Source organism: Veillonella parvula (assembly GCF_032550495.1).
Classification (GTDB): Bacteria; Bacillota; Negativicutes; order Veillonellales; family Veillonellaceae; genus Veillonella; species Veillonella parvula_G.
The window spans coordinates 295,933-321,109 of record NZ_JAWFZJ010000002.1; the positions used below are offsets into that span (position 1 = coordinate 295,933).

At 38.4% G+C, this 25,177-nt stretch carries 26 protein-coding genes and 2 riboswitches; of the genes, 20 read left to right on the forward strand and 6 right to left on the reverse strand.

Features of this window, described 5'->3' with window-relative positions; all coding sequences use genetic code 11:
- Positions 1-146 precede the first annotated feature (146 nt).
- A complete protein-coding gene (gene modB, locus E6X37_RS05505) occupies positions 147-815 on the forward strand; it encodes a molybdate ABC transporter permease subunit (RefSeq protein WP_278618475.1) in 669 nt (222 codons plus the stop codon).
- Positions 816-823: 8 nt separating this feature from the next.
- Positions 824-1,453: an ATP-binding cassette domain-containing protein gene (locus tag E6X37_RS05510; protein WP_316689667.1), complete on the forward strand. Its 630-nt coding sequence runs from the start codon at positions 824-826 to the stop codon at positions 1,451-1,453.
- Positions 1,454-1,588: 135 nt separating this feature from the next.
- Here the strand turns inward: E6X37_RS05510 and cytX are convergent, their stop codons facing one another.
- Positions 1,589-2,788 carry a putative hydroxymethylpyrimidine transporter CytX gene (cytX, locus tag E6X37_RS05515; protein WP_316581471.1) on the reverse strand — a complete coding sequence of 400 codons (1,200 nt, stop codon included), beginning with the start codon at positions 2,786-2,788 and terminating at the stop codon, positions 1,589-1,591.
- Between the two features lie 52 nt (positions 2,789-2,840).
- Positions 2,841-2,946, reverse strand: a riboswitch (TPP riboswitch).
- An 81-nt stretch (positions 2,947-3,027) separates the two neighbouring features.
- Positions 3,028-3,122: riboswitch (TPP riboswitch) on the forward strand.
- Between the two features lie 64 nt (positions 3,123-3,186).
- Between cytX and thiW the strand changes: the two genes are divergently transcribed.
- Genes thiW through thiM form a run of 3 tightly spaced genes read left to right on the forward strand, consistent with a single transcriptional unit; the run spans position 3,187 to position 6,033 of the window.
- The gene (gene thiW, locus E6X37_RS05520; protein ID WP_004698006.1) at positions 3,187-3,666 is read left to right on the forward strand and encodes an energy coupling factor transporter S component ThiW; all 480 of its coding nucleotides are present in this window, start codon (positions 3,187-3,189) and stop codon (positions 3,664-3,666) included.
- On the forward strand, positions 3,666-4,499 hold the full coding sequence (gene thiD / locus E6X37_RS05525; RefSeq protein WP_004697995.1) for a bifunctional hydroxymethylpyrimidine kinase/phosphomethylpyrimidine kinase: 834 nt from the start codon (positions 3,666-3,668) through the stop codon (positions 4,497-4,499). Before thiW ends, thiD begins: the two co-directional genes overlap by 1 nt.
- A 13-nt stretch (positions 4,500-4,512) precedes the next feature.
- Positions 4,513-6,033 (forward strand): hydroxyethylthiazole kinase, encoded by a 1,521-nt coding sequence (thiM, locus tag E6X37_RS05530; RefSeq protein WP_278622201.1) that lies wholly within the window; start codon positions 4,513-4,515, stop codon positions 6,031-6,033.
- Between the two features lie 155 nt (positions 6,034-6,188).
- Here the strand turns inward: thiM and rbr are convergent, their stop codons facing one another.
- Positions 6,189-6,734: a rubrerythrin gene (gene rbr / locus E6X37_RS05535; RefSeq protein ID WP_004693830.1), complete on the reverse strand. Its 546-nt coding sequence runs from the start codon at positions 6,732-6,734 to the stop codon at positions 6,189-6,191.
- A 750-nt stretch (positions 6,735-7,484) separates the two neighbouring features.
- Here rbr and E6X37_RS05540 point away from each other — a divergent pair.
- From E6X37_RS05540 to E6X37_RS05570, 7 genes are all read left to right on the forward strand, one after another.
- On the forward strand, positions 7,485-7,688 hold the full coding sequence (locus tag E6X37_RS05540; protein WP_005387793.1) for a DUF951 domain-containing protein: 204 nt from the start codon (positions 7,485-7,487) through the stop codon (positions 7,686-7,688).
- A gap of 9 nt (positions 7,689-7,697) precedes the next feature.
- Positions 7,698-8,729 (forward strand): selenide, water dikinase SelD, encoded by a 1,032-nt coding sequence (gene selD / locus E6X37_RS05545; RefSeq protein WP_004697987.1) that lies wholly within the window; start codon positions 7,698-7,700, stop codon positions 8,727-8,729.
- Between the two features lie 149 nt (positions 8,730-8,878).
- Positions 8,879-9,478, forward strand: coding sequence for a sulfurtransferase-like selenium metabolism protein YedF (gene yedF, locus E6X37_RS05550; protein WP_316581472.1), 600 nt, complete (start codon positions 8,879-8,881; stop codon positions 9,476-9,478).
- A 124-nt stretch (positions 9,479-9,602) separates the two neighbouring features.
- Entirely contained in the window at positions 9,603-9,860 is a 258-nt protein-coding gene (locus E6X37_RS05555) for a DUF3343 domain-containing protein (RefSeq protein ID WP_004693822.1), read from the forward strand.
- A 119-nt stretch (positions 9,861-9,979) separates the two neighbouring features.
- Positions 9,980-10,687, forward strand: coding sequence for an NAD(P)H-dependent oxidoreductase (locus tag E6X37_RS05560; RefSeq protein ID WP_316581473.1), 708 nt, complete (start codon positions 9,980-9,982; stop codon positions 10,685-10,687).
- 157 nt (positions 10,688-10,844) lie between these two features.
- Positions 10,845-11,084, forward strand: coding sequence for a GlsB/YeaQ/YmgE family stress response membrane protein (locus E6X37_RS05565; protein WP_012863894.1), 240 nt, complete (start codon positions 10,845-10,847; stop codon positions 11,082-11,084).
- Between the two features lie 78 nt (positions 11,085-11,162).
- Positions 11,163-11,399, forward strand: coding sequence for a CsbD family protein (locus E6X37_RS05570; protein ID WP_316581474.1), 237 nt, complete (start codon positions 11,163-11,165; stop codon positions 11,397-11,399).
- A 78-nt stretch (positions 11,400-11,477) separates the two neighbouring features.
- Here the strand turns inward: E6X37_RS05570 and ychF are convergent, their stop codons facing one another.
- Complete coding sequence (gene ychF, locus E6X37_RS05575; protein WP_316581475.1) at positions 11,478-12,584, reverse strand: redox-regulated ATPase YchF; 1,107 nt, start codon at positions 12,582-12,584, stop codon at positions 11,478-11,480.
- A gap of 353 nt (positions 12,585-12,937) precedes the next feature.
- On the opposite strand from ychF, the gene E6X37_RS05580 reads away from it, so the two are divergent.
- The gene (locus E6X37_RS05580; RefSeq protein ID WP_316584269.1) at positions 12,938-14,110 is read left to right on the forward strand and encodes a cyclopropane-fatty-acyl-phospholipid synthase family protein; all 1,173 of its coding nucleotides are present in this window, start codon (positions 12,938-12,940) and stop codon (positions 14,108-14,110) included.
- 111 nt (positions 14,111-14,221) lie between these two features.
- Here E6X37_RS05580 and E6X37_RS05585 read toward each other — a convergent pair whose 3' ends face one another.
- Positions 14,222-15,193: a diaminopimelate dehydrogenase gene (locus E6X37_RS05585; RefSeq protein ID WP_008602878.1), complete on the reverse strand. Its 972-nt coding sequence runs from the start codon at positions 15,191-15,193 to the stop codon at positions 14,222-14,224.
- A gap of 291 nt (positions 15,194-15,484) precedes the next feature.
- Between E6X37_RS05585 and E6X37_RS05590 the strand changes: the two genes are divergently transcribed.
- Entirely contained in the window at positions 15,485-17,707 is a 2,223-nt protein-coding gene (locus tag E6X37_RS05590) for an autotransporter outer membrane beta-barrel domain-containing protein (protein WP_316581476.1), read from the forward strand.
- Positions 17,708-17,962: 255 nt separating this feature from the next.
- On the opposite strand, the gene E6X37_RS05595 is transcribed toward E6X37_RS05590, so the two are convergent.
- Positions 17,963-19,192, reverse strand: a complete 1,230-nt coding sequence (locus tag E6X37_RS05595; protein ID WP_120055584.1) for an LL-diaminopimelate aminotransferase — start codon at positions 19,190-19,192, stop codon at positions 17,963-17,965.
- A 337-nt stretch (positions 19,193-19,529) separates the two neighbouring features.
- On the opposite strand from E6X37_RS05595, the gene E6X37_RS05600 reads away from it, so the two are divergent.
- The 6 genes from E6X37_RS05600 to rpsR all read left to right on the forward strand — a co-directional run bounded on the left by E6X37_RS05600 (position 19,530) and on the right by rpsR (position 24,419).
- Complete coding sequence (locus E6X37_RS05600) at positions 19,530-20,612, forward strand: hypothetical protein (RefSeq protein ID WP_316689668.1); 1,083 nt, start codon at positions 19,530-19,532, stop codon at positions 20,610-20,612.
- Positions 20,613-20,621: 9 nt separating this feature from the next.
- Positions 20,622-21,797 (forward strand): MBL fold metallo-hydrolase, encoded by a 1,176-nt coding sequence (locus E6X37_RS05605; RefSeq protein ID WP_120055580.1) that lies wholly within the window; start codon positions 20,622-20,624, stop codon positions 21,795-21,797.
- 322 nt (positions 21,798-22,119) lie between these two features.
- Positions 22,120-23,304: a multidrug effflux MFS transporter gene (locus E6X37_RS05610; RefSeq protein WP_120055578.1), complete on the forward strand. Its 1,185-nt coding sequence runs from the start codon at positions 22,120-22,122 to the stop codon at positions 23,302-23,304.
- A gap of 142 nt (positions 23,305-23,446) precedes the next feature.
- Entirely contained in the window at positions 23,447-23,731 is a 285-nt protein-coding gene (gene rpsF / locus E6X37_RS05615) for a 30S ribosomal protein S6 (protein ID WP_004693799.1), read from the forward strand.
- 19 nt (positions 23,732-23,750) lie between these two features.
- On the forward strand, positions 23,751-24,149 hold the full coding sequence (locus E6X37_RS05620; RefSeq protein WP_004693797.1) for a single-stranded DNA-binding protein: 399 nt from the start codon (positions 23,751-23,753) through the stop codon (positions 24,147-24,149).
- Between the two features lie 39 nt (positions 24,150-24,188).
- Positions 24,189-24,419, forward strand: coding sequence for a 30S ribosomal protein S18 (gene rpsR / locus E6X37_RS05625; protein ID WP_004693795.1), 231 nt, complete (start codon positions 24,189-24,191; stop codon positions 24,417-24,419).
- Between the two features lie 88 nt (positions 24,420-24,507).
- Here rpsR and E6X37_RS05630 read toward each other — a convergent pair whose 3' ends face one another.
- Positions 24,508-24,951, reverse strand: a complete 444-nt coding sequence (locus E6X37_RS05630; protein ID WP_316584268.1) for a MerR family transcriptional regulator — start codon at positions 24,949-24,951, stop codon at positions 24,508-24,510.
- Positions 24,952-25,177: the final 226 nt, after the last annotated feature.

Sequence of the window (25,177 nt, forward strand, 5' to 3'; positions counted from 1 at the left end):
TTTTCTTTTACTCATTTGTAGTGATGAGTGCTTAATAATCTAGCATATGATATGATTTTGTGCATATAATTTGTTTGAAAAGTATTTTTGAATTAATAGATATAGCACATACTTTAGAGTTGTTGTGTATAGAAAGGGGGCGTGACATGAGTCCATTATGGCTGTCGCTATGGGTGGCAAGTATAGCTCTTATTATAGTTATTTTAAGTGGCTTAGCGACTTGTTACTGGATGAACCGTTGCAAGTGGGGTGGTATTGCCATTCTTGATGCACTTATTACCTTGCCACTTGTACTGCCTCCGGTAGTTGTTGGTTTTGCGTTACTTATGGTATTTACTCCAGGTTATGCGTTTGGTGCTTGGCTTGAAGCTCATGATATGAGTGTTGTTTTTGCTGCATCCGGTGCCGTGATAGCCTCCTCTGTAATTGCATTTCCGCTGTTTTATCAAACGGTGCGTTCAGCATTGCAATCCGTCGATCATAATATGGAGGACGTAGCGCGTACATTAGGTGCTTCAGAGTTACGTATCTTTTTTACTATCTCCGTACCACTCGCTTGGAAAGGCATTTTGACGGGCAGTATCTTAGCCTTCTGTCGTGCTATGGGCGAGTTCGGTGCCACAATCTTGATTGCCGGTAATATTCCAAAGGTAACGCGCACCATGCCACTTGCTATCTACTCTTACGTAGAGGCAGGGCAGTACATGGATGCTTTTGAATTAGTTATCTATATTTGTGTGCTCACATTGGCATTGTTGAGTGGGATTCACCTCATCACAAAGGGGTCCTTGTTCCGTCACATTGATAATAATTAGGAGGTCCGATGATTACATTTTCCTTTACCGTAGCTAGACCTTCTGTGACTGTGAAAGCCGATGGGGTACTTCCTTCTGGTATTACCGTTTTGACAGGTCAATCTGGCAGTGGTAAAAGTACTTTCATTAAATGCATTGCAGGACTGGTAAAACCCACTACAGGTAGTATTCACTGTAATGAAACAACGTGGGCGGATCGAGATAATAAGATTTGGGTTCCCGCTCAAAAACGTCAGGTAGGCTATATGCCACAAGGCAACATCGTATTCCCTCATTTGTCTGTGGAACATAATATTACCTATAGCAAACGAGGCACACCTGACATGTGCAATAGTCTATTGCAGCGTTTAAGCCTTGAGAAATATCGCAAAACGAAGGCTGGCAGTCTGTCTGGTGGCGAACAGCAACGAGTTGCTTTGGGACGTGCGCTCTACTCTAAACCGACTATCTTGCTTCTTGATGAGCCTTTATCTGCTTTAGATTGGAACTTGCGAAAGCATGTGCGCGAAGATTTGGTGTCCATTATTCGCGAGTGGGATGTACCTTGTGTATGGGTTACCCATGATGAAAGCGAAGCCGAAATGGTTGGAGATCGGCACTGGACCTGTGAAGAAGGCCAAATTCAAATATCTAAATAACAATAATGTAAATAAAAGAATCTAAATAACAAAACCCCTTCATACGAGTTATTGCTCCTAAAGGGGTTTTATTGTTTATATAGCAGTTCCTATTTAGTTAGTCTCCTATCTTGGATGCTTGTTGTATATATCCTATTATGGTTGTTTAACTTCTGTAGAGACCTTTACTGCTTTACTTACGAAACCAATGATAGTAGTTATGATAAAGGCCATTGTAAAGGCTGGTAATGTAGCACCTACGGTGCTTTCACTGTGTAACATATAGTGATATAAACCGACCGATACAGCCCAAATTGTGCCGCGTACTAAAAAAGCCGATAGAGTTTGCACTTGTTGACGATTCATAAAGTAGTCCGCTAGCAAGATGGCAATCATTGGGGTAAAGACAGATCCGATGAGGTATAAGAAGTCTGTAATATCGTCCATCGGATACAAGATAGCTGCAATAGTGCCAACGATGGTAACAATAACTGCAATGCCCTTACTAGATGCACTATTATAGATTGTGGTGCTAGAAACACCTGCAGAGTAAGCGTCCATAAAGGTTGTAGTGACAGTAGAGAAGATAATTACGAGGAGCCCTGCTAGGCCAAGGCCTGCATTCATCATAATGGTAATAATAGAGTCTCCACCACCAAAGATGGCCGCACTAAGACCTAAGGTATACATGACGATACTCGTTACCGTGTAGATTGTAGCACTTGTAAGTGATGCGGTGAAAGGATGTTTACTTTCACGCGTATAGTCACTGATGAGGGGCAGCCAAGATAATGGCATAGCAATCGATAATTCGAGGGCGGCTATAAAGCTCATTGAGCCATCTGAAACAAGGTTGCTTTCACTAGGCCATTGAGCGATCATATGCATCCCCATATAAAAGGTAAGACTTAGTAATAAAAGAGATACGATGGCTTGCACATAACCCGTATTATGGAGGCCGATGAAGAGCCATAAAATGACGAGCGCCCCAATAGCAATAGTCCAAATCATAGGAGATAGGGGCGCCAGTTCTTGTAAGGCAAGCATGGCATCGTAAATCATGATACTAGTCCAACCGATGAGTTGGACCATATTTAAAAAGGCAAAGCCCTTTGCCCCTAAGGGACCAAAGCTAAAGGCTGTCGTGTTCATACTGCCTTGCCGCAAACGGCCACCGATGAGTCCTGCTCCAAAGAGCAGAATACCGCCGATGATATGGCCTAAGATGATGGCATATAGTCCTTGAGTGAGGCCTAAGGGTGCCAGATAGGTGCCGGTCATAATCTCCGCTATAGATAGGGCGGCACCAAACCATATCATGGCGAACTGTGGTTGTGTAATGTGTGTATCTGTCATACGTCCTCCTTGCCAGGAAGTCATAGAAAAAGCCGAGCTCATGGGAACTCGGCTTTTAATCCTCTATGTTCCCTACGTTGGCATTATCCAAATCAGGTTATGGGTTAAAGCATTAGCTTACTCTCAGCCCACTCGTGTGAGCACCCCATTATGGCTTCATTATACGAGGTGGTGGGAGAACCGTCAATTCTTTTGTTGCATAGATTGTATAATGATGTTATAACTAGAGTATAAAAATATATGGCCACTAGGGGTGCTTTTGCTGAGATTGATCATTCAAAACCCTAGACCTGATCCAGATAATACTGGCGTAGGGAAGTGGAATGAAACATAATACCAAACTATTACGAGACCATTCCATTTGAGGTGGTCTCATTTTTTATTTAGTTGGAGGTATTATGAAAAAACTGATTATTGCTAGTATATGTGTAGCCTTAGGTGTCGTCTTATCGACTACGTCGATTCCCATTGGCCCGGCCCGAATTTTTCCATTTCAACATATGATAAATGTGATCTTAGCCGTTATAGTTGGGGCGAGATTCTCCGTAGGCGCAGCCTTTAGTACCTCTTGCTTACGTAATGTACTAGCACTAGGCTCTCCGCTAGCCTTTCCTGGTAGCATGATTGGGGCTTGGTTATCTGCTTATTTATATAAGAAATACAATTCCATATGGGCGGCGGCTCTAGGAGAAATCATAGGTACAGGTATTCTCGGGGCTTTTATTAGCTATCCAATTGCTAACTTTCTACTAGGCAAACCATTGGCCTTGTTGACCTTGATTACCTCTTTCTCCATGAGTTCTATTAGCGGAGCTTGTATTGGCTTCGTGGTATTACAAATCTTATCTCGACGTAATTTGTTACATAAGGAGGCATAATGAAACTACATACAGCATTAACAATTGCCGGTACCGACCCTAGTGGTGGCGCTGGCATTATGGCCGATCTAAAATCATTCCAAAGCCGCCATGTATATGGTATGGCAGTGGTTACCTCCGTAGTAGCCCAAAATACAACAGGGGTTCACCACGTAGAACACCTATCGCTAGAAAGCATAGAAAAACAGTTACACGATGTATATTCAGATATTCTTCCTCAAGCCGTTAAGACAGGTATGATTGCTTTACCAGAGATGATGGATCTCATCTATCCTTATGTGAGTAAGAACATCCCTTATGTGATGGATCCAGTTATGATTGCCACCAGCGGTGATCGACTTGTATCGGATGAGGCCGTCGATTTCTTAAAATCTAAACTCATTCCGGTCGCTACAGTTATTACACCTAATCGTAGCGAGGCAGAGGTGTTAGCGGATATGTCTATCTCTTGTGAAAGTGACATTACAACAGCAGCTAAGCGTATTTTACATGAATTAGGACCTCGAGTGGTTATTATAAAAGGCGGCCATATTGGAGATGATGCTACGGATTATGCTTTCACCAAAGATGGAGATGTGCGTACGTGGACAAGTCCTAAATATGATACTGTTCATACTCACGGTACGGGTTGCACCTTCTCGGCGGTTATTACGGCAGAGCTCGCCAAAGGGCGTGATGTAATGGATGCAATTGGCATTGCAAAGAACTATATTTCCCTTGCGATTAAGCATAATCCAGCACTTGGAAATGGCTGTGGACCTGTTAATCATATGGCTTATGGGTTATTGGTAAATGGCCCTCAAACGATGGATGAACTTTTGAAAAATGACTAGAGGAGATAGTTATATGACCTACAACAATCCAAATATAAATGGTTCAAATTGTTCCGAACTGAATATATTAGAGTCTCTACGCAAAAAAAATCCTCTTGTTATTTGTATTACCAATGATGTGGTGCGGACCTTTACAGCTAACGGTTTGCTAGCCATCGGTGCATCACCCGTGATGAGTGAGTGTAGCGAAGACTTAAAAGACCTTATCGTTCATGCTTCTGCACTGCTCATCAATATTGGGACCGTTACACCAGATAAGGTTACTTATTACAAAGAGGCTGTTAAATTAGCGAAGGCTCATGAGGTACCCATTATACTAGACCCTGTGGGTTGTCACGCCGGGGCTTATCGATTATCTGTTGTTTTAGACTTGATTAAAACTGGTGCTATTTCGTTGCTACGAGGGAACCAAAGTGAAATTAAAGCCATCTATGATGCTCTTAATACAAATCATAAGATTGATAGTTCTCTTTCGGGTAAGGGTGTAGATGGAGAACAAGTTGAGGATAGCGCAATTATAACGTATCGTCTTGCACGCCAAATTAACTGTCCTGTCGTCGCAACGGGGGAAGAGGACTACGTTTCTGATGGAACTCGCGTATTTGCAGTTCCTCATGGTCACTCAATCATGACAGCGGTAACAGGGACCGGCTGTCTATTAGGAGCTGTCTTAGCTGCATTCTTTAGTTCCTATTATCCATTTATGGATAACCTGTCTATCGGTGAGTTTCTTGCGTATGCACTGGCTTACTATGGACTTGCTGGTGAAAGTGCGGTTAAGGTGAGCGGTGTAAAACCTGGCATCTTTAGTGTGGCATTTATGGATGCCTTATATGAATTCGATGATGCGATGCTTTTATCTAAAAATCGAATACGCCCCGTAGTTGTACCTGATCAATTAAAGGTATATTTTATTAGTGGTACACAGGATGTAGGATTTAATGAAAGACATTTATTGGACACTGTTGAAGCTGCTTGTCGGGGTGGCGTTACATGCTTTCAGTTTAGAGAGAAGGGCATAGGAACATTAGAAGGACAACAGAAACTAGAATTAGCTCAGCAGTTAAAAGAAATTTGTGCTATGTATAATGTGCTTTATATTATTAATGACGATGTAGACTTAGCAGTGGCTGTTAATGCTGATGGTGTTCACGTAGGACAAGAGGATATGCGTTTAGAAGACGTTCGTAATCTTGTAGGAAATAAGGTTGTTGGTATATCCATTCATTCTGTGGAGGAACTTCATAAGACTGATGTAGTGTATGCAGATTGTGTCGGTGTAGGTCCTATGTATGCTACAAGTAGCAAACCTGATGCACAAGAGCCATGCGGACCAGATTGTATTACTGAGTTACGAGCAGAAGGCTTAACATTACCTTGTGTTGGTATAGGTGGGATTACGTTAGCTAACGCAACGCCTGTTTTGCAAGCTGGTGCCAGTGGAGTAGCCGTAATATCTGCTATTGCTCATGCAGATAATCCATATGAAGCAGCAGAAGAATTTAAAAATTTAGTAGATAAAATAAAAATCTAGCAAAAGAATGCAAAAAAAGACGATGACAAATGTCATCGTCTTTTTGTTAAGGAAGTTGTCAGTACTTACTGTAAGTTTAGATTGTACTTACAGGTATAGTTTTATTAAAATCTGTACTTACAGGTTATTAATCTAGTTAGTGTCGTACTTATAGATTAGATGGATTCAACGAAACGGTGGAAGAAAGCTTGTGGGTGTGCACATACAGGGCAAACTTTTGGAGCTTCTTCACCAACGTGTACGTAACCGCAGTTAGCACAGATCCAAGCTACTGGTTCGTCATTGTGGAATACTTTGTTACCGGATACTTGAGCTGCTAATGCAAGGTAACGGGCTTCATGACGAGCTTCGATTTTACCAACTTCGCGCATTTGGAAAGCGATTTTAGCAAAGCCTTCTTTTTCAGCTTCGTCAGCGAATTCTTTGTACATTGTAGTATGTTCGTAGTTTTCACCAGCTGCTGCATCGCGAAGGTTAGCTTCGATATCAGCGGAAATATCGCCACCATGAAGAGCTTTGAACCACAATTTAGCATGTGCAGATTCGTTGTGAGCTGTTTCTTCGAAATAGTCAGCGATTTCGTTCATGCCAGCTTTACGAGCTGCACTAGCGTAGAATGTATATTTTTGGAATGCTTGGGATTCGCCAGCAAATGCTGCTTGAAGATTTTTTTCAGTGTTAGAACCTTTTAATTCTGCCATTTTAATACTCCTTTGTACTTACGATAATTTTCAAAATTGTTACTTAACGTATATATTCATAACCACTTGGTTGTGAATGCAATGGAATAGAATACTTATTCTATCAATTTCGAGGGCGACTTCGCCTTAGTAAGAAAACTTATTCTTAGATTAAATAGACACTTGCTTAACTCTTAAAATAGTACTTACTTATTTGTGTGTTTCGGCACTTGCCGTCTTAACAGTTTTATATACAATGTGTTATCCGTATACTTAACGAATAATCATTGTTGACTATATTGTAACATACTAAATGAGAAATGCAAGTCTTTTTGTAAAATTTATTTCGAAAATTTTCTAAATGATAAATATTATCAATGTAGTAAAAATGTGGGTTTATAAAGATTGAATAGTATGGGATTTATAAAAAATCTTTATTTTGATATTGAGAATGATAACTAAATGAAAAATCATTATTGTTTAGTTATTAATGTTGATTTCTTTAGATGCACTAATATTTCCCTATAAAATATAATGATTAAGATAAACATTTTTGTGATCTTTTGGTGATTATATAATACTATTTTTCTTGTGTTATGGTTTTAATTATAAGAACAGCAGACATATCAAATCTGTACATTATATATTTAGGGCGAAAATTTTATGGTTATGTAATAGACGATTGAACTATAGAATCAGGATATATTTATAGAATCAACTATTTTATGTATAATAAATATATAAATACTGACAGAAGTTAAAGGAGGCGCTATGGCATTTGTTAGATATTACGTAGGCGATGTAGTGAAGATGAAAAAATCACATCCTTGCGGCAGTGATGAGTGGGAAGTTAAGCGAATTGGTACAGACTTTCTCATCGTATGTAATGGATGTGGTCATCAACTCTTGATGCCGCGCCCTAAATTTGAAAAGGCTGTTAAGAAAATCATCTCTCGATTGCCGGAAAATGAGTAAGGAGGGATTATGGTACGACTTACTGATTATGTGACAAGTGGAGGCTGCGCGTGTAAGATTGGGCCTCATATATTAAACCGTGTGCTGAAAGCTGTAACACCCGTTACTAACGAACATGTTCTCGCAGATATGACTGGTGCCGATGATGCAGGTGTATATCAAATCTCGGATACCTTTGCATTGGTGCAAACCTTAGATTTCTTTACACCTATGGTTAATGATCCTGGTTTATTCGGTAAAATTGCAGCTGCTAATGCGCTAAGCGATGTGTATGCTATGGGTGGAACTCCTTTAACAGCGATGAATATCGTAGGCTTTCCGGTTCCTCTCGTCGAGCAAGGTGTTTTGACGGATGTGTTAAATGGGGCTGGTTCGATTGTAGCCGAGGCTGGTGCAGCCATCGTAGGTGGACACAGCATTGAAAATAAGGAACCTATCTTTGGGATGTCTGTGACTGGTCAAGTAAATCCCCATCAGATTTGGAAAAATAAAGGTGCTCAAGTAGGGGACGTGTTGGTGCTAACAAAACGCATTGGTACAGGTATTATGAATAATGCGTTGAAAGCAGATTTATTCCCTGTAGGCACGGAACAGGCCGTCACTAGTATGAGTACTTTAAATCGTGTAGCGGCTGAGGTGGCGCATAACTTTACAGTTCATGCTTGTACAGATGTTACAGGCTTTAGCCTCATGGGACACTCCGTAGAAATGGCGAGTGCTTCTAATGTGACGATTCATATTAAAGTTTACGACATCCCTCTTTTTGATGATGTCATCGAGGCGGCTCAAATGGGGTTAATTCCGGCTGCATCTTATGGTAATCGCAAGGCTATAACTGAAGTACAAGTTGATGAGGACTTGGATCCTATATGGTCGGATATTGTATTTGATCCTCAAACCTCTGGTGGGTTACTATTCTCTGTTCCTGCTAGCGAAGGTGAGCCGCTTGTTCAGGCCTTTCATAAGGCGGGTATTGACTGTGCTGCTATTGTGGGTACTGTTGAAAGCTTCAGTGGTTTAGCGGTACGCGTTACAGAATAAAATTATAAAAATCAGGTCTATACTATTGAGGATAGATATTTAATTAAATTATTATTAGCTGATAGCTGATAGCTGATAGCTGATAGCTGATAGCTGATAGCTGATAGCTGATACTTTCACAAATTATATAATGTATATAGAGGTGTATGATGAGCAATACAAAGGAATTAACGGTAGATGTGCGCGGTAGCTTGTGTCCAAAACCTGTTATTGAAACTAAGAAGGTAAGTGATGCGAATCCAAATGCTGTTATTATTACAATTGTAGATAATGAAGTGAGCCGCGATAATGTAGAGAAGTTTGGTAAGTCTCGTGGTTATGGTGTAGGTATTCGCCAAGATGGCAAGGATTTTTATCTTACTATGACACCAAATGCAAATTCGGTAACGGAAGTAAGTTGTGAACCTATGAACTATGGAAATCGCGTCATTTTGATGACGAAGGATTATCTTGGTGAAGGTAGTGAAGAGCTTGGCCGAAATTTGATGAAAACCTTCTGGGTGTGCATGGTAGAAGCCGATGTGAAACCATCTAAGATCTATTTCATTAATAGCAGTGTTAAGATGGTAACTAACGATTCTGTTCATTTGGAAAATATTAGAAAGCTAGCTGATGCAGGTGTTGAAATTGCAGCCTGTGGCATTTGCCTAGATTTCTATGGTGAAAAAGAAAATGTTGGCGTAGGTAGTATTACAAATATGTACGCTATTACAGATGCAATCCTTGGAGATAATATTGTTAAGCTATAATATTAGTATTTTATTTTGATATATCGATTTAGAGCTACTGATTTAAAGTAGATTTCTTATTTCTAGAATGAATCATTGAGATGAAAGACATTTAATCGTATCTACTTTGGTAGGAGGTGAGGCATTGGAAAATAAAAAATTACTTGTCGTTTTTACATCCTATTATTTTGGTGATAAAGCGGATAAAGTATTAACCGAGTTAGAGGTGCCTCATCAGTTGATGGCCACCCCCCCAGAGCTTTACGATATGTGCGGTTTATCTATTGCAATAGACTCAAGTATAGTGGATCAAGTAAAGACCATTTTAAAAGAACATAAAATTAGTACATCTGGCTTATTTTGGTATGAAAAGGGCGAGCTAGCTGTACCGTATAAAGTCTAGACGTTGTCTAGGCTTTTTTTTACTTTACTGTTCATCTTCATATAACTTGAACGATGAGTGTGGTACTATAGAAACATGATATATTTTATCAATTACAGATATTAATTATGGAGGTATATATGAGTAAATTTGAAATAGAAAATGTAAAATTAACAGCCCCTAAATTTAATCGTAAAGATTTAGAATATGCTATGATATATCGTTACGCATGTAAGAAATTTGATAGTACTAAAAAGATTTCTGATGATGATTGGCAAGGTATCTTAACAGCGGCGCGATTGTCTCCAACCTCTTTAGGTTTTGAGGCTTACCAATTATTAGTTATTCAAAATCCTGAAATCCGTGAAAAGATGAAGGCTTATGGTTGGGGCATTCAAGCTGGTCTTGAAGCGAGTCATTTCGTAGTGTTCTTAACACGTAAAAAGGTGGATTTGGAATTTGATTCTCCTTATGTACGCTACATTCAAGAAGAGGTGAAACAATTACCTGCTGAAGTCGATGCTATTTATAAAGAAAAATATGCTCAGTTCACAACTGAAGACTATAAAACATTTGAGTCTGATCGTGCTGCCTTTGATTGGTCTTCAAAGCAAGTGTATATTGTAATGGCTAACATGATGACTATGGCTGCTTATGAAGGTCTTGATTCCTGTGCATTGGAAGGCTTTAATCAAGATAAGATGACAGTGCTCTTAGGTGATGAATTAGGTCTTTTTGATACAAAGCATTTTGGCATTGCTGTGATGGCTGCCTTTGGTTATCGTGATGAAGAACCACATCGAAATAAAACACGTCGTACAATGAATGAAATTGTTACCGTAGTTTAATCGATTGTGACTTTTATAACTACATCGAATTTCTTCATCTAATCTTTAGAAATGAATGGTATATTATAAATATACAAATTATTTATTATATTTATAAAGCCCATATAATTTGGTAGGATATTATAAATATATTGATTAAATAGGAAGGAGTGATCGTATGTTATGGTCAATTATTGTTGGTGGTTTTATCGGTTTTCTTGCAGGAGCCATCACTAACAAAGGTGGAGCAATGGGCATTATTGCCAATGTTGTTGCTGGTTTAGTTGGTTCGTCTGTAGGTCAAGCAATATTTGGCACATGGGGTCCTAGTTTAGCTGGCATGGCATTAATTCCTTCTGTTCTTGGCGCTGTAATTGTTGTTGCTGTTGTTTCGTTTTTCTTCGGGAAAAAGGGATAGTAATCTATTTTTAAAAGTATAGATAACATATATAGCTAACATAATTAAAAATGATTTTATATGAAAGGATTCATAATTATGGCATTAGAAGATAAATTAAATCAAGCTAAAGGTGCATTAAAAGAAAATGCCGGTAAATTAACTGGTGACAAAGAATTGGAAGCAGAAGGCGCTGTAGAAAATACAGCTGCAAAAGTTAAAGAGGCTGCACATGATGTTGCTGAAGATCTCAAAAAAGCAGCTGAAGATGTTAAAGATGCTGTAGATGGTGCGATTAGTGGCGTCAAAAATGTTCTTCATAAAGACGATAAATAATATTATATAAAGGTTATAATTAGTAATAAAAAAACCAGTAAATCCTGAGATTTACTGGTTTTTGTTATATAAGTTTGTTTATACATTGAAGCGGAAATGGGTTACATCGCCGTCTTTCATAACGTAGTCTTTACCTTCAAGGCGTACGAGGCCTTTTTCTTTAGCTGCATTTTGGCTACCACAAGCTTGTAAGTCGTCAAAGGATACGATTTCAGCGCGGATAAAGCCTTTTTCAATATCCGAGTGAATTTTACCAGCAGCTTGAGGTGCTTTTGTGCCATTTACGATTGTCCAAGCACGAGCTTCCATTTCACCAGCTGTGAAGTAATTGATAAGACCTAAGAGGGCATAACTTGCTTTGATAAGTTTTGTTAAGCCAGATTCTTCAAGACCAAGATCTTCAAGGAATGCAGTGGACTCTTCATCGGATAACTCTGCAATTTCAGATTCGATACGAGCGGACACAACAACGATGCCAGCGCCTTCGTTTTTCGCATATTCCTCTACACGTTTTACATATTCGTTGGAAGAGTAATCAGATACTTCATCTTCAGAAATATTGGCTACATAAAGAGATGGTTTTGCTGTAAGCAATGTTAACTCTTTAATCATTTCCAATTCTTCTTCTTCAAGACCTTGTGCACGAACAGGTTTCGCTTCGCCAAGACCTTCGATGATGCGTTCTAACAATTGTAATTCAGCACGCGCATCTTTGTCGCCAGATTTAGCAATTTTTTCAATACGTTGTTTGCGTTTTTCTACGGACTCAAGGTCTGCAAGGCAGAGCTCAGTATTAATGATTTCGATGTCGCGAATTGGATCAATAGAGCCAGAAACGTGAGTGATGTTAGGGTCATCGAAACAACGAATAACTTGTGCTATCGCATCTACTTGGCGGATATGGCTAAGGAATTTATTACCCAAACCTTCGCCCTTGGATGCACCTTCTACGAGGCCAGCAATATCTACGAAGCGCATAGCAGCAGGGAGGATGCGTTTGGAACCGAACATTTCAGCCAATACAGCTAAACGATTATCTGGAACGTCAACGACACCTACGTTAGGTTCAATTGTACAGAATGGATAATTGGCAGCTTCAGCGCCCGCTTTTGTGATAGCGTTGAATAATGTACTTTTACCAACATTTGGAAGGCCTACGATGCCTACTTCTAAATTTGTGCTCATGGTACCACCTTTTATTAACAAATTGATTTCGTTCTTTGTGAAAGTTTATAGCAATAGTTTGTTATAAACCTTATCAAATAAATATTATACCATACTAATAGGATGGTATTACTCAATAAATATAAAATAGATTATTTCAAAGTGCTATAATATAAATAGAGTTAAATATATTACTTAAATAATGTGATAAGTTCATATTAAAATATAGGATTAATATAGATTTTTATTCGCCGTAACTATATAGATATAATTTATAGGTGTATATATTAATAGGGTATGGAATGTATCCAATCATGTTAATGTATATATTTTTAAACCTATATAGTGAAAGCTAATAGGAAAGGAAGTTCAGTATGTTTTCCAAGCTATTTGATAGTTTCTTAGTCCATTATTTAGAACGCTTTAATGATCATTGTTTTACCGTAAAAATTGGAGATAATGAATATACAATCGGTGACGGAGAATCCGAGTTTACCGTCATCGTTAATCGCGATATTCCCAAAAAGGATTTGTTAATATCCGCAGAACTCGCCCTCGGTGAAGCGTACATGCGTAAAGATATCGAAATTGAAGGGGATTTGTTTAAAGCCCTTTGTGTAGTCCTTGGTCATGTAGGTAAGGACTCTATCAATCGTAAGGTACTTAGCTCGCTCTTTAATGCAGGTCTTAAAAAGAAAGATCAAAAACAACAAGTATCTTCCCATTATGATTTAGGCAATGAATTTTATAAATTGTGGCTCGATGAAACCATGAGCTATTCCTGTGCGTATTTTAAGCATGAGAATGATAGTCTCAAAGATGCGCAATATCAAAAGGTTCATCATATTCTCGATAAATTGTACTTAAAAGAGGGTATGACTTTACTTGATATCGGTTGCGGATGGGGATTCCTTCTCATTGAAGCGGCTCGTAAATATGGGGTTAAGGGCTATGGGTGTACTCTTTCCGAAGAACAATGGAAAAAAGGACAGGAACGCATTAAAGAATATGGCCTTGAAGGACAGGTTGAGATTGAACTTATAGATTATCGCGACGTAGCAGCTTCCGGGCGTACCTTTGACCGTATTGTCAGCATCGGCATGCTTGAACATGTAGGGCGGCCTAATTTTCCTCTGTATATGGAGGACGCATCGGATATGCTTAAAGACGGTGGTTTGTTCCTGCTTCACTATATCAGTGACCCATCTGAAAAGGAAACAAGTGCTTGGATTCGTAAATATATCTTCCCGGGCGGATGTTTGCCGTCCCTTCGCGAAATGGTCAGCCTCGCTTATGACTATGACATGAATGTCATCGATGTTGAAAGTTTACGGTATCACTATTATAAGACTTTAATGCATTGGTATAACAATTTCCAAGGTGTCCGTGAGCAAGTAGAAGTGAAACGAGGCAGTGAATTCGTACGCATGTGGGATTTGTATCTTTGTGGATGTGCGGCAGGTTTCTACATCGGTAATATGGACTTGCATCAAATTTTGATGACAAAAGGTGTTACGAACGAGCTGCCGTTAACACGTTGGTATTAATTAAGAGTAAAAATAGACTTATAGGACAAAAAAGAGACCATCTTAAGATGGTCTCTTTTAATGTGTATGAAAAAGGCTCTCATCTATTAAGTCGATGAGGGCCTCACTCTATTATAGAGAATGTGCTCTTAATTCTTCAGCAGATTGTGTGGAAATCCAAGCTGGTGGAATGTCGAATACTGTATAGCAACCTGTGCCGCCGTGTTTAGCAAGTCGGTAGAGACCACGAGCGTAAGCAACAAGTGCAGAGCCTGTGAATTCAGGGTTAGAGTCAAGTTTCAAGGAGTACTCAATAACGTGACGTGTGCCTTCTGTACTTTCACCAGAGCGAAGAACGAAGCCACCATGTGGAATGCCTTTGTGGTCGCGATCAAGTTCTTCTTGGGAAATGAAGTTGACTACAGTTTCATAGCCTACGAAGTAGTTTTCCATAGTTTTGATTTCATTTTCGATTTTAGCTTTGTCCGCATCAGGAGCAGCTACTACATAGCATTCACGAAGGTGGCCTTTATAGCCATCAACATCTGGAGTTTCGCCGTTACGGATAGCTTCTAGGTATTGTTCTTTAGGAACAGTGTATTGACGAGCGTCAAGAACACCATCGATACGACGGATGGCATCGGAATGACCTTGGGATACACCACGACCCCAGAATGTGTAGGATTTACCTTTTGGTAAGATTGCTTCCGCGTAAACGCGTTGCAAAGAGAACATGCCTGGATCCCAACCACAAGAAATTAATGTAGCCGTTTTGGCTTCTTTAGCTACTTTGTCTACATTAGCGAAGTGTTCAGGGATACGTGCATGTGTATCGAAGGAATCGATACAGTTAAAGTATTTTGTTACCATTGGTGTTTGTTCGATAAGATCTGTTGCAGAACCACCGCAAAGAACCATTACATCGATTTTGCCTTTAAAGTTAGGAATATCTTCCATCGTGTAAGTAGGTACACCAGATACAGTTTCAATACCTTGACGGCGAGAAAATACGCCGATGAGCTCCATATCAGGTTGTAACTGAACAGATGCTTCTACGCCACGAGCTAAGTTGCCGTAACCAACGATACCAATACGAATATTCATATTAGCCTCCTATATAAGTTGAAATTTAATAATTAACATATTTATTATAGCATAAAATTAATAGCTTTTAATATTTTTCTATAGAATTTATTAGATGGTATAGAAAATAATTAATATCTAATTTAAACAAGTAATTTGTGCACAATTATATCGATACATAGCGTGTTGTTATAGGGGACAAATAAAAAATCATATGAGTAGAAATTGACACATATACCCTGAATCTAGATACAATTAAATTGGTTATGTTAGTTAGTTATGTTCATAGTTGAAGTGTTAAGGAGGTATAACATGAGAAGAAATGTAAAAGCTGCTGTTATTGCTGCATTAATCGTAACAGGTGCTAATGCTTTTACCATGGTATCAGCCACAACTGTGGAAAGTCATACAGACGGAAAATCCATTGGCCTTAATTTGTGGGGGGAAAAGAGACATTATACAGATGACTTAACTGTTAATGTATCAGGTTTAGGTGTAAATGGAACAAAATATCATAATAATGTTACAGGTATTTATGCCCTTGATGGGACACAAGTTGCTATCGATAAAAATGTAACTGTAACAGTTAAAAATCCAGCACCAGCAGAAAGTGGCGCGAAACGTAGACCTGATTTGGCACATTATTACATGAGCGGTATCTATGCTGGTTATGGTGGACTTACTAATGATGGAAATAACGATGATACTCGAATTACCGTAAAGGGTAATGCTAAAGTCGATGCTGTTGGCGTTGGTTTGCAAGCTAATAAAGATGGATATATTCGCATACTAGGTGGGGCTGATATAAAAACATATCCTTTAGATACCTCTGATACCTATTCTGCATTATCTGAAGAAGGTTTTGTTTATGTAAATACGGGTATGGATGGCTTACATCCGGGAACGAATGATGTGAAGATGTATGGTAATATAGGATTTTTAGATAAAAACTATGGTATCGACAAGAATCCACATAACCATGGATCTGAAATTTCTTTAGGTTTAACAACACCAAATTCTAAATTGGTAGGTGGTGTGCTGAATGAATTTGATGAAAGCAACAACAATCCGTACCATGGTGGTTTGCGATTGTACTTACAAAATGGTGCGACTTGGCGCAATGAATGGCTAGGAGCTGAGCGCGTATATCCTACACAAGGTCGTCCTAATAATGCAAACTATTTATATACTGGTAGTCGTGTAGAACATTTTATTGGTGGTAAAGATATAAATAGTCAAGGTATTATTCAAGCCGTAGACTCAAGACCTATTACTATTAACAACTATGCTGGTCATGCAGCTATCGACTATGAAAAGGGAGCCCCTGCAGTGGCACAAGGTAAGGGTGAAGTCGTTATCAATCATGCTGATAAGGGTTCTTCTGTGACTATGCGCAGTTCGGCAGATGCACTTAAAGGGTATGCAAATATAGACAACCCACGAGGCACTTTGCAGCAGTTGGCTAATAAATTAACATATGCTGGCTTTACTAAGGGTGAGCGTAATTTAGATGTAAATGTTCAAGTCGATTCAGGCCTTATTAGTCCTGCATTTGCTACTAAGCTTGGTACAGATAGCTTTACTGTTGATGGGAAACCTAGTATTACTGACCAAGCGGTTGTGACAGCTCGTGAAAGCGAAGTTGTTTCTGGTGCTAAGAGTGCGTTAGCCTCCTCTGTGATGCAAATGAGAGCCGATACGAATGATTTACAACGTCGCCTTGGTGATGTGCGACTCAACTCCAATAAGCATGGTGTATGGGGGAAATACATCGGTGGTAAATCTAAAATTACAGACAGCGCCTATGTAAACCAAACCTATAACATGGCGCAAGTAGGCTATGACACATTGCGTGGCGATTGGACTATAGGTGGTGCCTTACTATACGGTACAAGCAGTAGTGATTACGCACTAGGTTCTGGCTCTGGTAAAACTGCGGGTTTAGCATTATACGGTGCAAAACAATATAATGATGGTCGTTATTTAGATGTGATTGGTAAAGTAAGTCGTTTGAAAAATGATTTCACTGTACGCAATAGCTTGGGTACAAGCTTGAGCGGAGATTACCGCAATACAGGTACCTCTTTGAGCGTTGAATATGGTAAACGAATCAAGAAAGACAATGGTTTCTACATCGATCCTAACGCAGAATTGACGCTTAGTCGATTGTCTAGTGTAAACTTTGATGCTCGTACAAATACAGGTAGCACAGTGCATATTAACTCTGATGCGGTAAACTCCGTTATTGGTCGTATTGGTGTAGGCATTGGCAAGGAAAGTAAGAATAGCAACCTTTTCCTCAAAGCAGCATTAGCGCATGAATTCTCTGGTAAAATGAAAGCTACTTATAGCATGACCGGTGAGCCAACTACAGGCAGTGAAGTGAATCTTAAGGATACATGGCTAGATGTTGAGTTAGGTGGTTCATGGAGCGTACGTCCTAATACATATATTTATGGGACTTTCACTAAAAACTTTGGTGCTATCGTAGACAATTCCTATCGCATTGACGCAGGGATTCGTCATAACTTCTAATTAATAGTAAATATAGCGGACACAAATAATATGGGGATGTTATTTGTTAGTACTATGGAGTTAAGGAATACTTGAATTAAATATTCATATATGTAAGGGTATATAAAAAAAGACCGACTACATTCCTATTGAAGGATTGTAATCGGTCTTTTGGTTTTATAGATATAAACTATTTTAAATCACATAATCCAGATTTAATGTAATCTAAATATAAATCAAGATATAAATCTAAACCTAAATATAGACATAATCATATTAGAATTGTAATGTTTTGATTCTTTCAACGGCGCGAATTGTATTTTCACGACTGCCGAATGCTGTTAAACGAAGGTAACCTTCACCATGAGGGCCAAAGCCAGAGCCTGGTGTAGATACGATTTGAACTTGTTCGAGCAAGATGTCGAATAATTCCCAGCTAGTCATGTTGCCAGGTGTTTTTAGCCAAATATATGGAGCGTCCACACCGCCATATACAGTAAGGCCGATAGATTCAAGACCTTCTTTGATGATGCGGGCATTTTCTTTGTAGTATGCAATGTTAGCACGAGTTTGTTCGCGGCCTTCTTTTGTGTATACTGCTTCAGCACCGCGTTGGATGATGTAAGGAACACCATTGAATTTAGTGCATTGACGACGGTTCCACATAGGATTTAGCGGTTGGCGTTCACCAGATTTAGTTTTGCCAGTGACCTCTTTAGGTACTATTGCATAAGCACAACGTGTACCAGTGAATCCTGCAGTTTTAGAGAAGGAACGGAACTCGATAGCCACTTCTCGAGCACCTTCGATTTCGTAGATGGATTTTACAGTATCTTCTGTGCTGATGAAAGCTTCGTAAGCGGAGTCAAACATCAAAATCGCATCATTATCTTTACACCATTTGATCCATTCTGCCAAACGAGCACGGCTTAAAACAGTACCAGTGGGATTGTTAGGCGAGCAAAGATATACGATGTCTACACGTTCAGACGGGAATTCTGGAGAGAAGTTATTTTCTGCGTAAGTAGGAAGGTATACAACCTTTTGGAAAATGCCATCTACAGCTTCACCAGTACGACCACCCATAACGTTGGAGTCAAGGTATACTGGGTACACTGGATCAGTGATGGCAATGATATTATCTTCGCTGAATAACTCTTGGATATTACCAACGTCAGATTTTGCACCATCGGAAACGAACACTTCGTCAATAGCGATATCTACACCCAATGGTTTGTAATCGCCATCAATAATAGCCTGACGCAAGAAATCATATCCTTGTTCGGGGCCATAACCTCGGAATGTTTCTGCTTTTCCCATTTCTTGAACAGCTTTACTCATAGCGTCGATAATTGCTGGAGCAAGAGGTAATGTAACATCGCCGATACCAAGACGAATGATGTCTGCATCTGGATGAGCTGCTTGATAATCTGCAACCTTTTTAGCGATATTCGCAAATAAATAAGAACCTTGTAGGTTTAAATAGTTTTCATTAATATTAGCCATGATGACTCCTTTTTATAATCAGATTTCTCTATATATAGTAAATTATATAGAATAATGACGCAAGGATTTTCTATAGAATTTTTGCTTAATCTAAATAGTGTAAATATTTTTAATATAAAAGACTATAATATGAGGAAATTATTACTCGTTGATTGTATTAAAGTAAAAATATAGGAAGATAATATTCGCATAGAATTTTATTTCTTCATTATTTACTCATAAAAAGTCCACTGATATAATGAATTTATAATAATACATTGATCTATTGTGTATGATATGGGGTAATTTTAGTAGTTATGTGCAGTGAGGTAAATTGCTATTAAGGGAGGCATTTATAATGTTAAAGTCTAAAGAAGTATATGAATTTATTTGCAAAGGTATTAATCGAAAAGATAAAATTGATGAGTTTGAAACCCTTTTTGGGCAACCTAAGAACGATACAATAGAAGATACTGTTAATATAAAAAAAGTAAAGCCAAAAGATAACGATGGGGATATAAAAAGATTTGCAGCAAATTTTTATAAGGCATCTATTGTAAATTATAAAGGCTATGTACAAGGCGCGTCGCAAACGGACAAAAACCGCTATAGTGAAGCTATTGCCAGTACTCTTTTATCAAAAAATCTTTTAAAGACATGGACAGACTTAACGCCTGTACGATCTAATCATTTTGATACAAAGCATTCTCCTTCTGAAATAGTAGATATGAAAAAGCTGCAAGGCACAAATCGTAAAGAAGAAATTTTAGCGAAATTGTTGTTTTATCAACGTAAGGTTGATGGATTAGGTTATATTTTTGATTATCAAACACTATTAAAGGAAACACAAAATGATTCTTATGGAAAAATAGATTTATTAGGCTATAACACTGATGACGAATGTTATTCTGTAATTGAATTAAAATATCGTCCATCTGGTAGTGAGGAAACTTTACTACGCTGTATTTTAGAAGCTTATACATATTATAAGTTGCTTGATTTAAAACAGATTAAGGCTGATGTTGCTCACGAGGGTATAAATAACTTAAAGAAATTATCTGAATATAAACATACAAATGAAGCCGAGTTAGTTGTTTTGTTTGACGAAAAGTCTTGTATAAAAGAAGATGGTGGGGATAAAACAAATTTGATGCTTCGTATCGTTTCAAATGAACCAAATGAACCTAACTATCCATCTAAAACTGTTGTGTCAGAACAGTATAAAGAGTGCCAGGAATTAATTAATCCAAGTAAAAGAAAAGAATTACGAGCTTTATGTGAGGCTATATTAAAACAAGAGTCTAAATTGAAACAAATTCGATTTGTTGTATTACAAGCTCAAAAAGTAAGTAAATCGCCTTATAAAAATAAAGTAGATAATTGGTCAGAAAATTTGGATCGTTTATATCGAGCAGAAACATTGCTTACCATTTCTAAGTAAAGGTTGAATATGAATATTGTTGTTCATCGTGGCACACATCAGATTGGTGGTAGTGCTATAGAAATTAGTACAGCATCTACTCGCATTATGTTAGATTTTGGTAATGAATTAAGTTTAGATGAAAAGTACACACCTATAAATCTTGATATAGAAGGCGTTACAAAAGGAAAGTTGGATTGTGACGGTATTGTGATTTCTCATTATCATATGGATCACTTAGGCCAACTAACCTCTGCACTATCAGAAATTCCATTATATATGGGTGAATTAAGTAAGGAAATCGCGCTAATAGGTGCTGAGTATCAAGATAGAGGTTTATACTTGCGCTTATTAGGTGCTAATACATTTCGTGGGGGAGAGGCTTTCACTATTGGTGATATACGGATTAGGCCTTTGGTTATTGACCATAGTGCCGCTGATAGTTATATGTTTGTTATTGAGGCTGAAGGTAAACACATTTTATATACAGGTGATTTCCGGATGCATGGGCTGCGTCAACATGTATTAGAGAAGTTAGTTAAGACCTATATAGGTGAGGTTGATGTATTAATTACAGAAGGAACTTCATTATCTAGAGATGCCAATGACCCTATAGCTGAAGTAGCTGTATTAGATGATATTTCTTCTTATATTCAAGACGGAAAATATGTTTTTGTTATGTGTTCTTCTACGAATATTGACCGTATTATGGGGATTTGGCAGAATATGCCAACTGATAAAGTACTCATTTGTGATGCTTATCAGAAAAGAATATTAGATACTGTGATTAATAATGTATATTATGAAAGTTCTTTGTATCGTAGACATGATAGCCCATTAGTTATTGATAAAGGAAGGTATCCTAAATACTATATGGAACATGGATTTGTATCTTTAGTAAGAGGGACAGAAAATTTTATTTCTAAAATTAAAGAGTTCCCTAAAGATGATGTACGTATTATATATTCCATGTGGACAGGATATATTGAGGAGAATTTAGCATTGAAAGAATTGTTAGATATATATACATCTTATATATGTCATGCCAGTGGTCATGTCTCAAAGGACGATTTAGTTCAGTTCATAGAAATGGTTGATCCTGATATTGTTATTCCGGTTCATACTGATATCCCTGAAAAACTAAAGAGAATACTACCTAATAGAAATGTTTATGTCGTTAATGATAAAGAGCCATTTATCATATAATTCCTTTAAGAAATTCTATTTATGTTGTATAATAAGTAAAAAGAGAGCCATCAACGTGTGGTAGCGTTAGGCTCATCTTATAAACAGTTTTAAGAGGATTGCCTAGCGTGCGAGTATTTTGAATACTCTGTTGCGTTAGGCTTTTGTCTTTACACTATTTGAATAGTGCAAAGAGTGATATTGCTATAGACCAATTTTTGCGTAGTATTTTACTACGCTTTTTTGTTGAAAAATATCAAAACTATATAGGATTAACTTTGTTTTTGATATAATCTAAATAAATACATATTATAGTGCGATTTTATATGAAAGTGGTGTCTTTATGCTGACGATTAGCAATAAGGGATGGCTTTTTACTTCTATATTAAGTGCTTTGATGGCGTTTACATCGTTATCAACGGATATTTATTTGCCTGCTATGCCTGAGATGGGGCGTGACCTTAATGGTGATGCGGAGCTTACGTTGACCGGGTTCTTAATTGGCTTTGCGCTAGCCCAGCTTTTTTGGGGCGCCGTTAGCGATAAAATTGGTCGTAAGAAGCCACTGATTATAGGGATAGTTTTATTTATTATTGGTTCTGTAGGTTGTGCCTTGAGTTCCTCTATGATGGAGTTATTGGCTTGGCGTGTGTTTCAGGCCTTTGGTGCCTGTGTAGGACCGATGCTATCGCGGGCTATGATTCGGGATTTATATGGTCGGACTGAGGCGGCTAAAATGTTGTCTACATTGGCCATTGTTATGGCCATAGCGCCTATAGCAGGCCCAATGTTAGCCGGACATTTACTTGTATGGTATACATGGCATTCTATATTCTGGTTGCTTGTTGGTATAGGGCTTTTAATGCTCGTTGCCGTATTAGTGCTTCCGGAAACACATCCCGTAGAGAAGAGGAGCAAAAAGTCCATAGGTCATACCTACAATAACTATTGGATTTTATTGCGCAATAAGGGCTTTATGAAATATACCCTATGTGTGAGTTCCTTTTATATTGCCATTTATGCGTTCTTAACGGGATCGCCTTATGTATATATAGATGTGTATGAAGTGCCCAAAGAATATTTTGGTTATCTCTTTTCTGTTAATATTATTGGTGTTATGTTGTTAAGTGCCATTAATCGTCGTATTGTTAGTGCTATACGCCTTGATAGACTATTGAAATATGCCACACTATTTGCTGCTGTTTGTGTATCCGTTGTTATGGGCTTGATGTTCTTAGGTTACCATTCATTGTGGTTAATCGTTATTGGCTGTTTTTTATTCTTCTCCATGAATGGTATCATTGCCGCTGTAACTAATGCATTAGCTTTAGATAGAGCAGGTAGAATGGCTGGATCTGGGGCGGCACTATTAGGTGCCATGCAATATGGTAGTGGTATTGTGTCATCGTTGATACTTACCTTCTTACCAAATGATACGGCCTATCCTATGATGGGTGTAATAGCCATATTTGTAATTATCTGTGCTATGATTGCCTTTCCTGAGGATGAAAAATATAATCGTATATAATATTGGTAAAAGCAAGGGTTTTAATTTGAATCCTTGCTTTTATCATTTTTTTAGGTTATAATAGTAAGGCTTATTGATGGTAAGCACTTCCTACCCCTATGTGTCGATAGGGGCATTAGTCCGAAAGAGGAGGTGATTTTGTATGAACAAATACGAAGTCATGTTTATTGTGAAACCAGCTGAAGAGGAAGCAACTAACGCTGTTATTGAAAAAGTAGAAGCTTTAATTGCTCGTGTAGGCGGCACAGTAGAAAAGGTAGATCGTTGGGGCAAGCGTCGTCTTGCTTACGCGGTGAAGAAATTCACTGACGGTTTCTATGTATTGATTAACTTTGAGGCAGCTCCTGCTGAAATCAAAGAAATCGATCGTGTATTGAAAATCAACGATGAAGTCCTAAGACATCTAATTGTTAAACACGAAGCATAATTAAAGCCTGGAGGAAAACATGAACTCTGTACAAATTCTAGGTAATTTAGCTCGTGATCCTGAAGTACGCTATACCAAAACTGGTCGTGCGGTAGCAACTTTCACAGTAGCTGCCACAAACACCTATATTGATTCCACAACAAATGAGACGAAAGAACAAACTGCTTTCATCAACTGCGTTGCTTGGGGTAAACTTGGTGAAGCGGCAGGCAATCTTCGTAAAGGCAGTCGTTGCTTTGTAGAAGGTCGTTTGCAAACTCGTTCTTACGAGACTCAGGACGGTCAAAAACGGTACGTTACTGAAGTGGTAGCGAACTTTGTGGGCCAATCCCTTGATATGAATACTAATTCTTTCGAAGGTGGGTCCAATTTTGATAGTTTCAGTACAGGCGGCGATGACGAAAACATCCCGTTCTAGTGTCAGGGACTCCTACTAATTCGAAAAGGAGGATTCGCAATGAGAAGAGATAGAGGCAGAAAGCCAAGAAGAAAAGTATGCGTTTTCTGTGCAGACCATATCGATCAAATCGACTATAAAGATGTTGCTAAACTTCGTCGTTTTACGACTGAACGCGGTAAAATCTTACCTCGTCGTATTTCCGGTACTTGCGCAAAACATCAACGCAAATTGACTACATCTATCAAACGTGCACGTGCAATTGCTTTATTGCCATTCACTGCTGAATAATTGATGAATCAAGGCGGTACAACCATTTGGTTGTGCCGCCTTTTTGCTATACAAAAAAAGGAGCTATTCGTTGGATAGCTCCTCTTTGTTATACAGCTTTATATTTTTTAGGTGGTTCACCTTTTTCGGCGGCTTCTTTATCGGCGCGCCATTTGCGTTCGAAATACTTATGATACTCAAGTGGGATATCATCAGGGGTTGCTGTTTCATAAAAGCTGCAAGTACCTCGACGTTGTGCTTCTTCATAGAACCATGTTTTAAACTCTAACATAGATAAGCGAGCTTGTAGGTGCTCAATTTCTGCTAGCACACGATCTCGTTGATTTCTGATAATAGATAATCGATCGTTGATGCGGCTATCGCCTTCAACGCAGCAGTCGATAAAATGTTTGATTTCTTTTATAGGCATGCCGGTACATTTCATGCATTCGATTAGTTCTAGCCAATCCATATCTTCTTCGCGAAATATACGGATACCTCCGCTAGAACGTTCTACGAAGGGCAATAAGCCCTCCTTGTCGTAATAACGCAAAGCAGAGGGGGGCTATGTTTAGTTTTTTTGCGATTTCGCCAACAGTATATGTCATTGAACCTCCTAATATATATGTCATTTATAGATGGATATAAAAATTGTAAATGTAAGATGTATTGACTTAAACCTAACTTTAAGTTTTATACTAGGTACATACTTGAAGTATAACACTAGTTATTTTTAGTGACAATCTTTATAATCTTTATACTATTTGATGTATAGTGAT

Bases quoted from the DNA above. Each gene is read 5' to 3' on its own strand.
- yedF (WP_316581472.1), top strand. From the start codon at position 8,879: ATGAGCAATACAAAGGAATTAACGGTAGATGTGCGCGGTAGCTTGTGT.
- E6X37_RS05590 (WP_316581476.1), top strand. From the start codon at position 15,485: ATGAGAAGAAATGTAAAAGCTGCTGTTATTGCTGCATTAATCGTAACA.
- E6X37_RS05570 (WP_316581474.1), top strand. From the start codon at position 11,163: ATGGCATTAGAAGATAAATTAAATCAAGCTAAAGGTGCATTAAAAGAA.
- modB (WP_278618475.1), top strand. From the start codon at position 147: ATGAGTCCATTATGGCTGTCGCTATGGGTGGCAAGTATAGCTCTTATT.
- rbr (WP_004693830.1), bottom strand. From the start codon at position 6,734: ATGGCAGAATTAAAAGGTTCTAACACTGAAAAAAATCTTCAAGCAGCA.
- E6X37_RS05560 (WP_316581473.1), top strand. From the start codon at position 9,980: ATGAGTAAATTTGAAATAGAAAATGTAAAATTAACAGCCCCTAAATTT.
- thiW (WP_004698006.1), top strand. From the start codon at position 3,187: ATGAAAAAACTGATTATTGCTAGTATATGTGTAGCCTTAGGTGTCGTC.
- E6X37_RS05600 (WP_316689668.1), top strand. From the start codon at position 19,530: ATGTTAAAGTCTAAAGAAGTATATGAATTTATTTGCAAAGGTATTAAT.
- E6X37_RS05580 (WP_316584269.1), top strand. From the start codon at position 12,938: ATGTTTTCCAAGCTATTTGATAGTTTCTTAGTCCATTATTTAGAACGC.
- selD (WP_004697987.1), top strand. From the start codon at position 7,698: ATGGTACGACTTACTGATTATGTGACAAGTGGAGGCTGCGCGTGTAAG.
- cytX (WP_316581471.1), bottom strand. From the start codon at position 2,788: ATGACAGATACACACATTACACAACCACAGTTCGCCATGATATGGTTT.
- E6X37_RS05565 (WP_012863894.1), top strand. From the start codon at position 10,845: ATGTTATGGTCAATTATTGTTGGTGGTTTTATCGGTTTTCTTGCAGGA.
- thiD (WP_004697995.1), top strand. From the start codon at position 3,666: ATGAAACTACATACAGCATTAACAATTGCCGGTACCGACCCTAGTGGT.
- thiM (WP_278622201.1), top strand. From the start codon at position 4,513: ATGACCTACAACAATCCAAATATAAATGGTTCAAATTGTTCCGAACTG.
- rpsR (WP_004693795.1), top strand. From the start codon at position 24,189: ATGAGAAGAGATAGAGGCAGAAAGCCAAGAAGAAAAGTATGCGTTTTC.
- E6X37_RS05540 (WP_005387793.1), top strand. From the start codon at position 7,485: ATGGCATTTGTTAGATATTACGTAGGCGATGTAGTGAAGATGAAAAAA.
- E6X37_RS05605 (WP_120055580.1), top strand. From the start codon at position 20,622: ATGAATATTGTTGTTCATCGTGGCACACATCAGATTGGTGGTAGTGCT.
- E6X37_RS05620 (WP_004693797.1), top strand. From the start codon at position 23,751: ATGAACTCTGTACAAATTCTAGGTAATTTAGCTCGTGATCCTGAAGTA.
- rpsF (WP_004693799.1), top strand. From the start codon at position 23,447: ATGAACAAATACGAAGTCATGTTTATTGTGAAACCAGCTGAAGAGGAA.
- E6X37_RS05585 (WP_008602878.1), bottom strand. From the start codon at position 15,193: ATGAATATTCGTATTGGTATCGTTGGTTACGGCAACTTAGCTCGTGGC.
- E6X37_RS05595 (WP_120055584.1), bottom strand. From the start codon at position 19,192: ATGGCTAATATTAATGAAAACTATTTAAACCTACAAGGTTCTTATTTA.
- E6X37_RS05510 (WP_316689667.1), top strand. From the start codon at position 824: ATGATTACATTTTCCTTTACCGTAGCTAGACCTTCTGTGACTGTGAAA.
- ychF (WP_316581475.1), bottom strand. From the start codon at position 12,584: ATGAGCACAAATTTAGAAGTAGGCATCGTAGGCCTTCCAAATGTTGGT.
- E6X37_RS05610 (WP_120055578.1), top strand. From the start codon at position 22,120: ATGCTGACGATTAGCAATAAGGGATGGCTTTTTACTTCTATATTAAGT.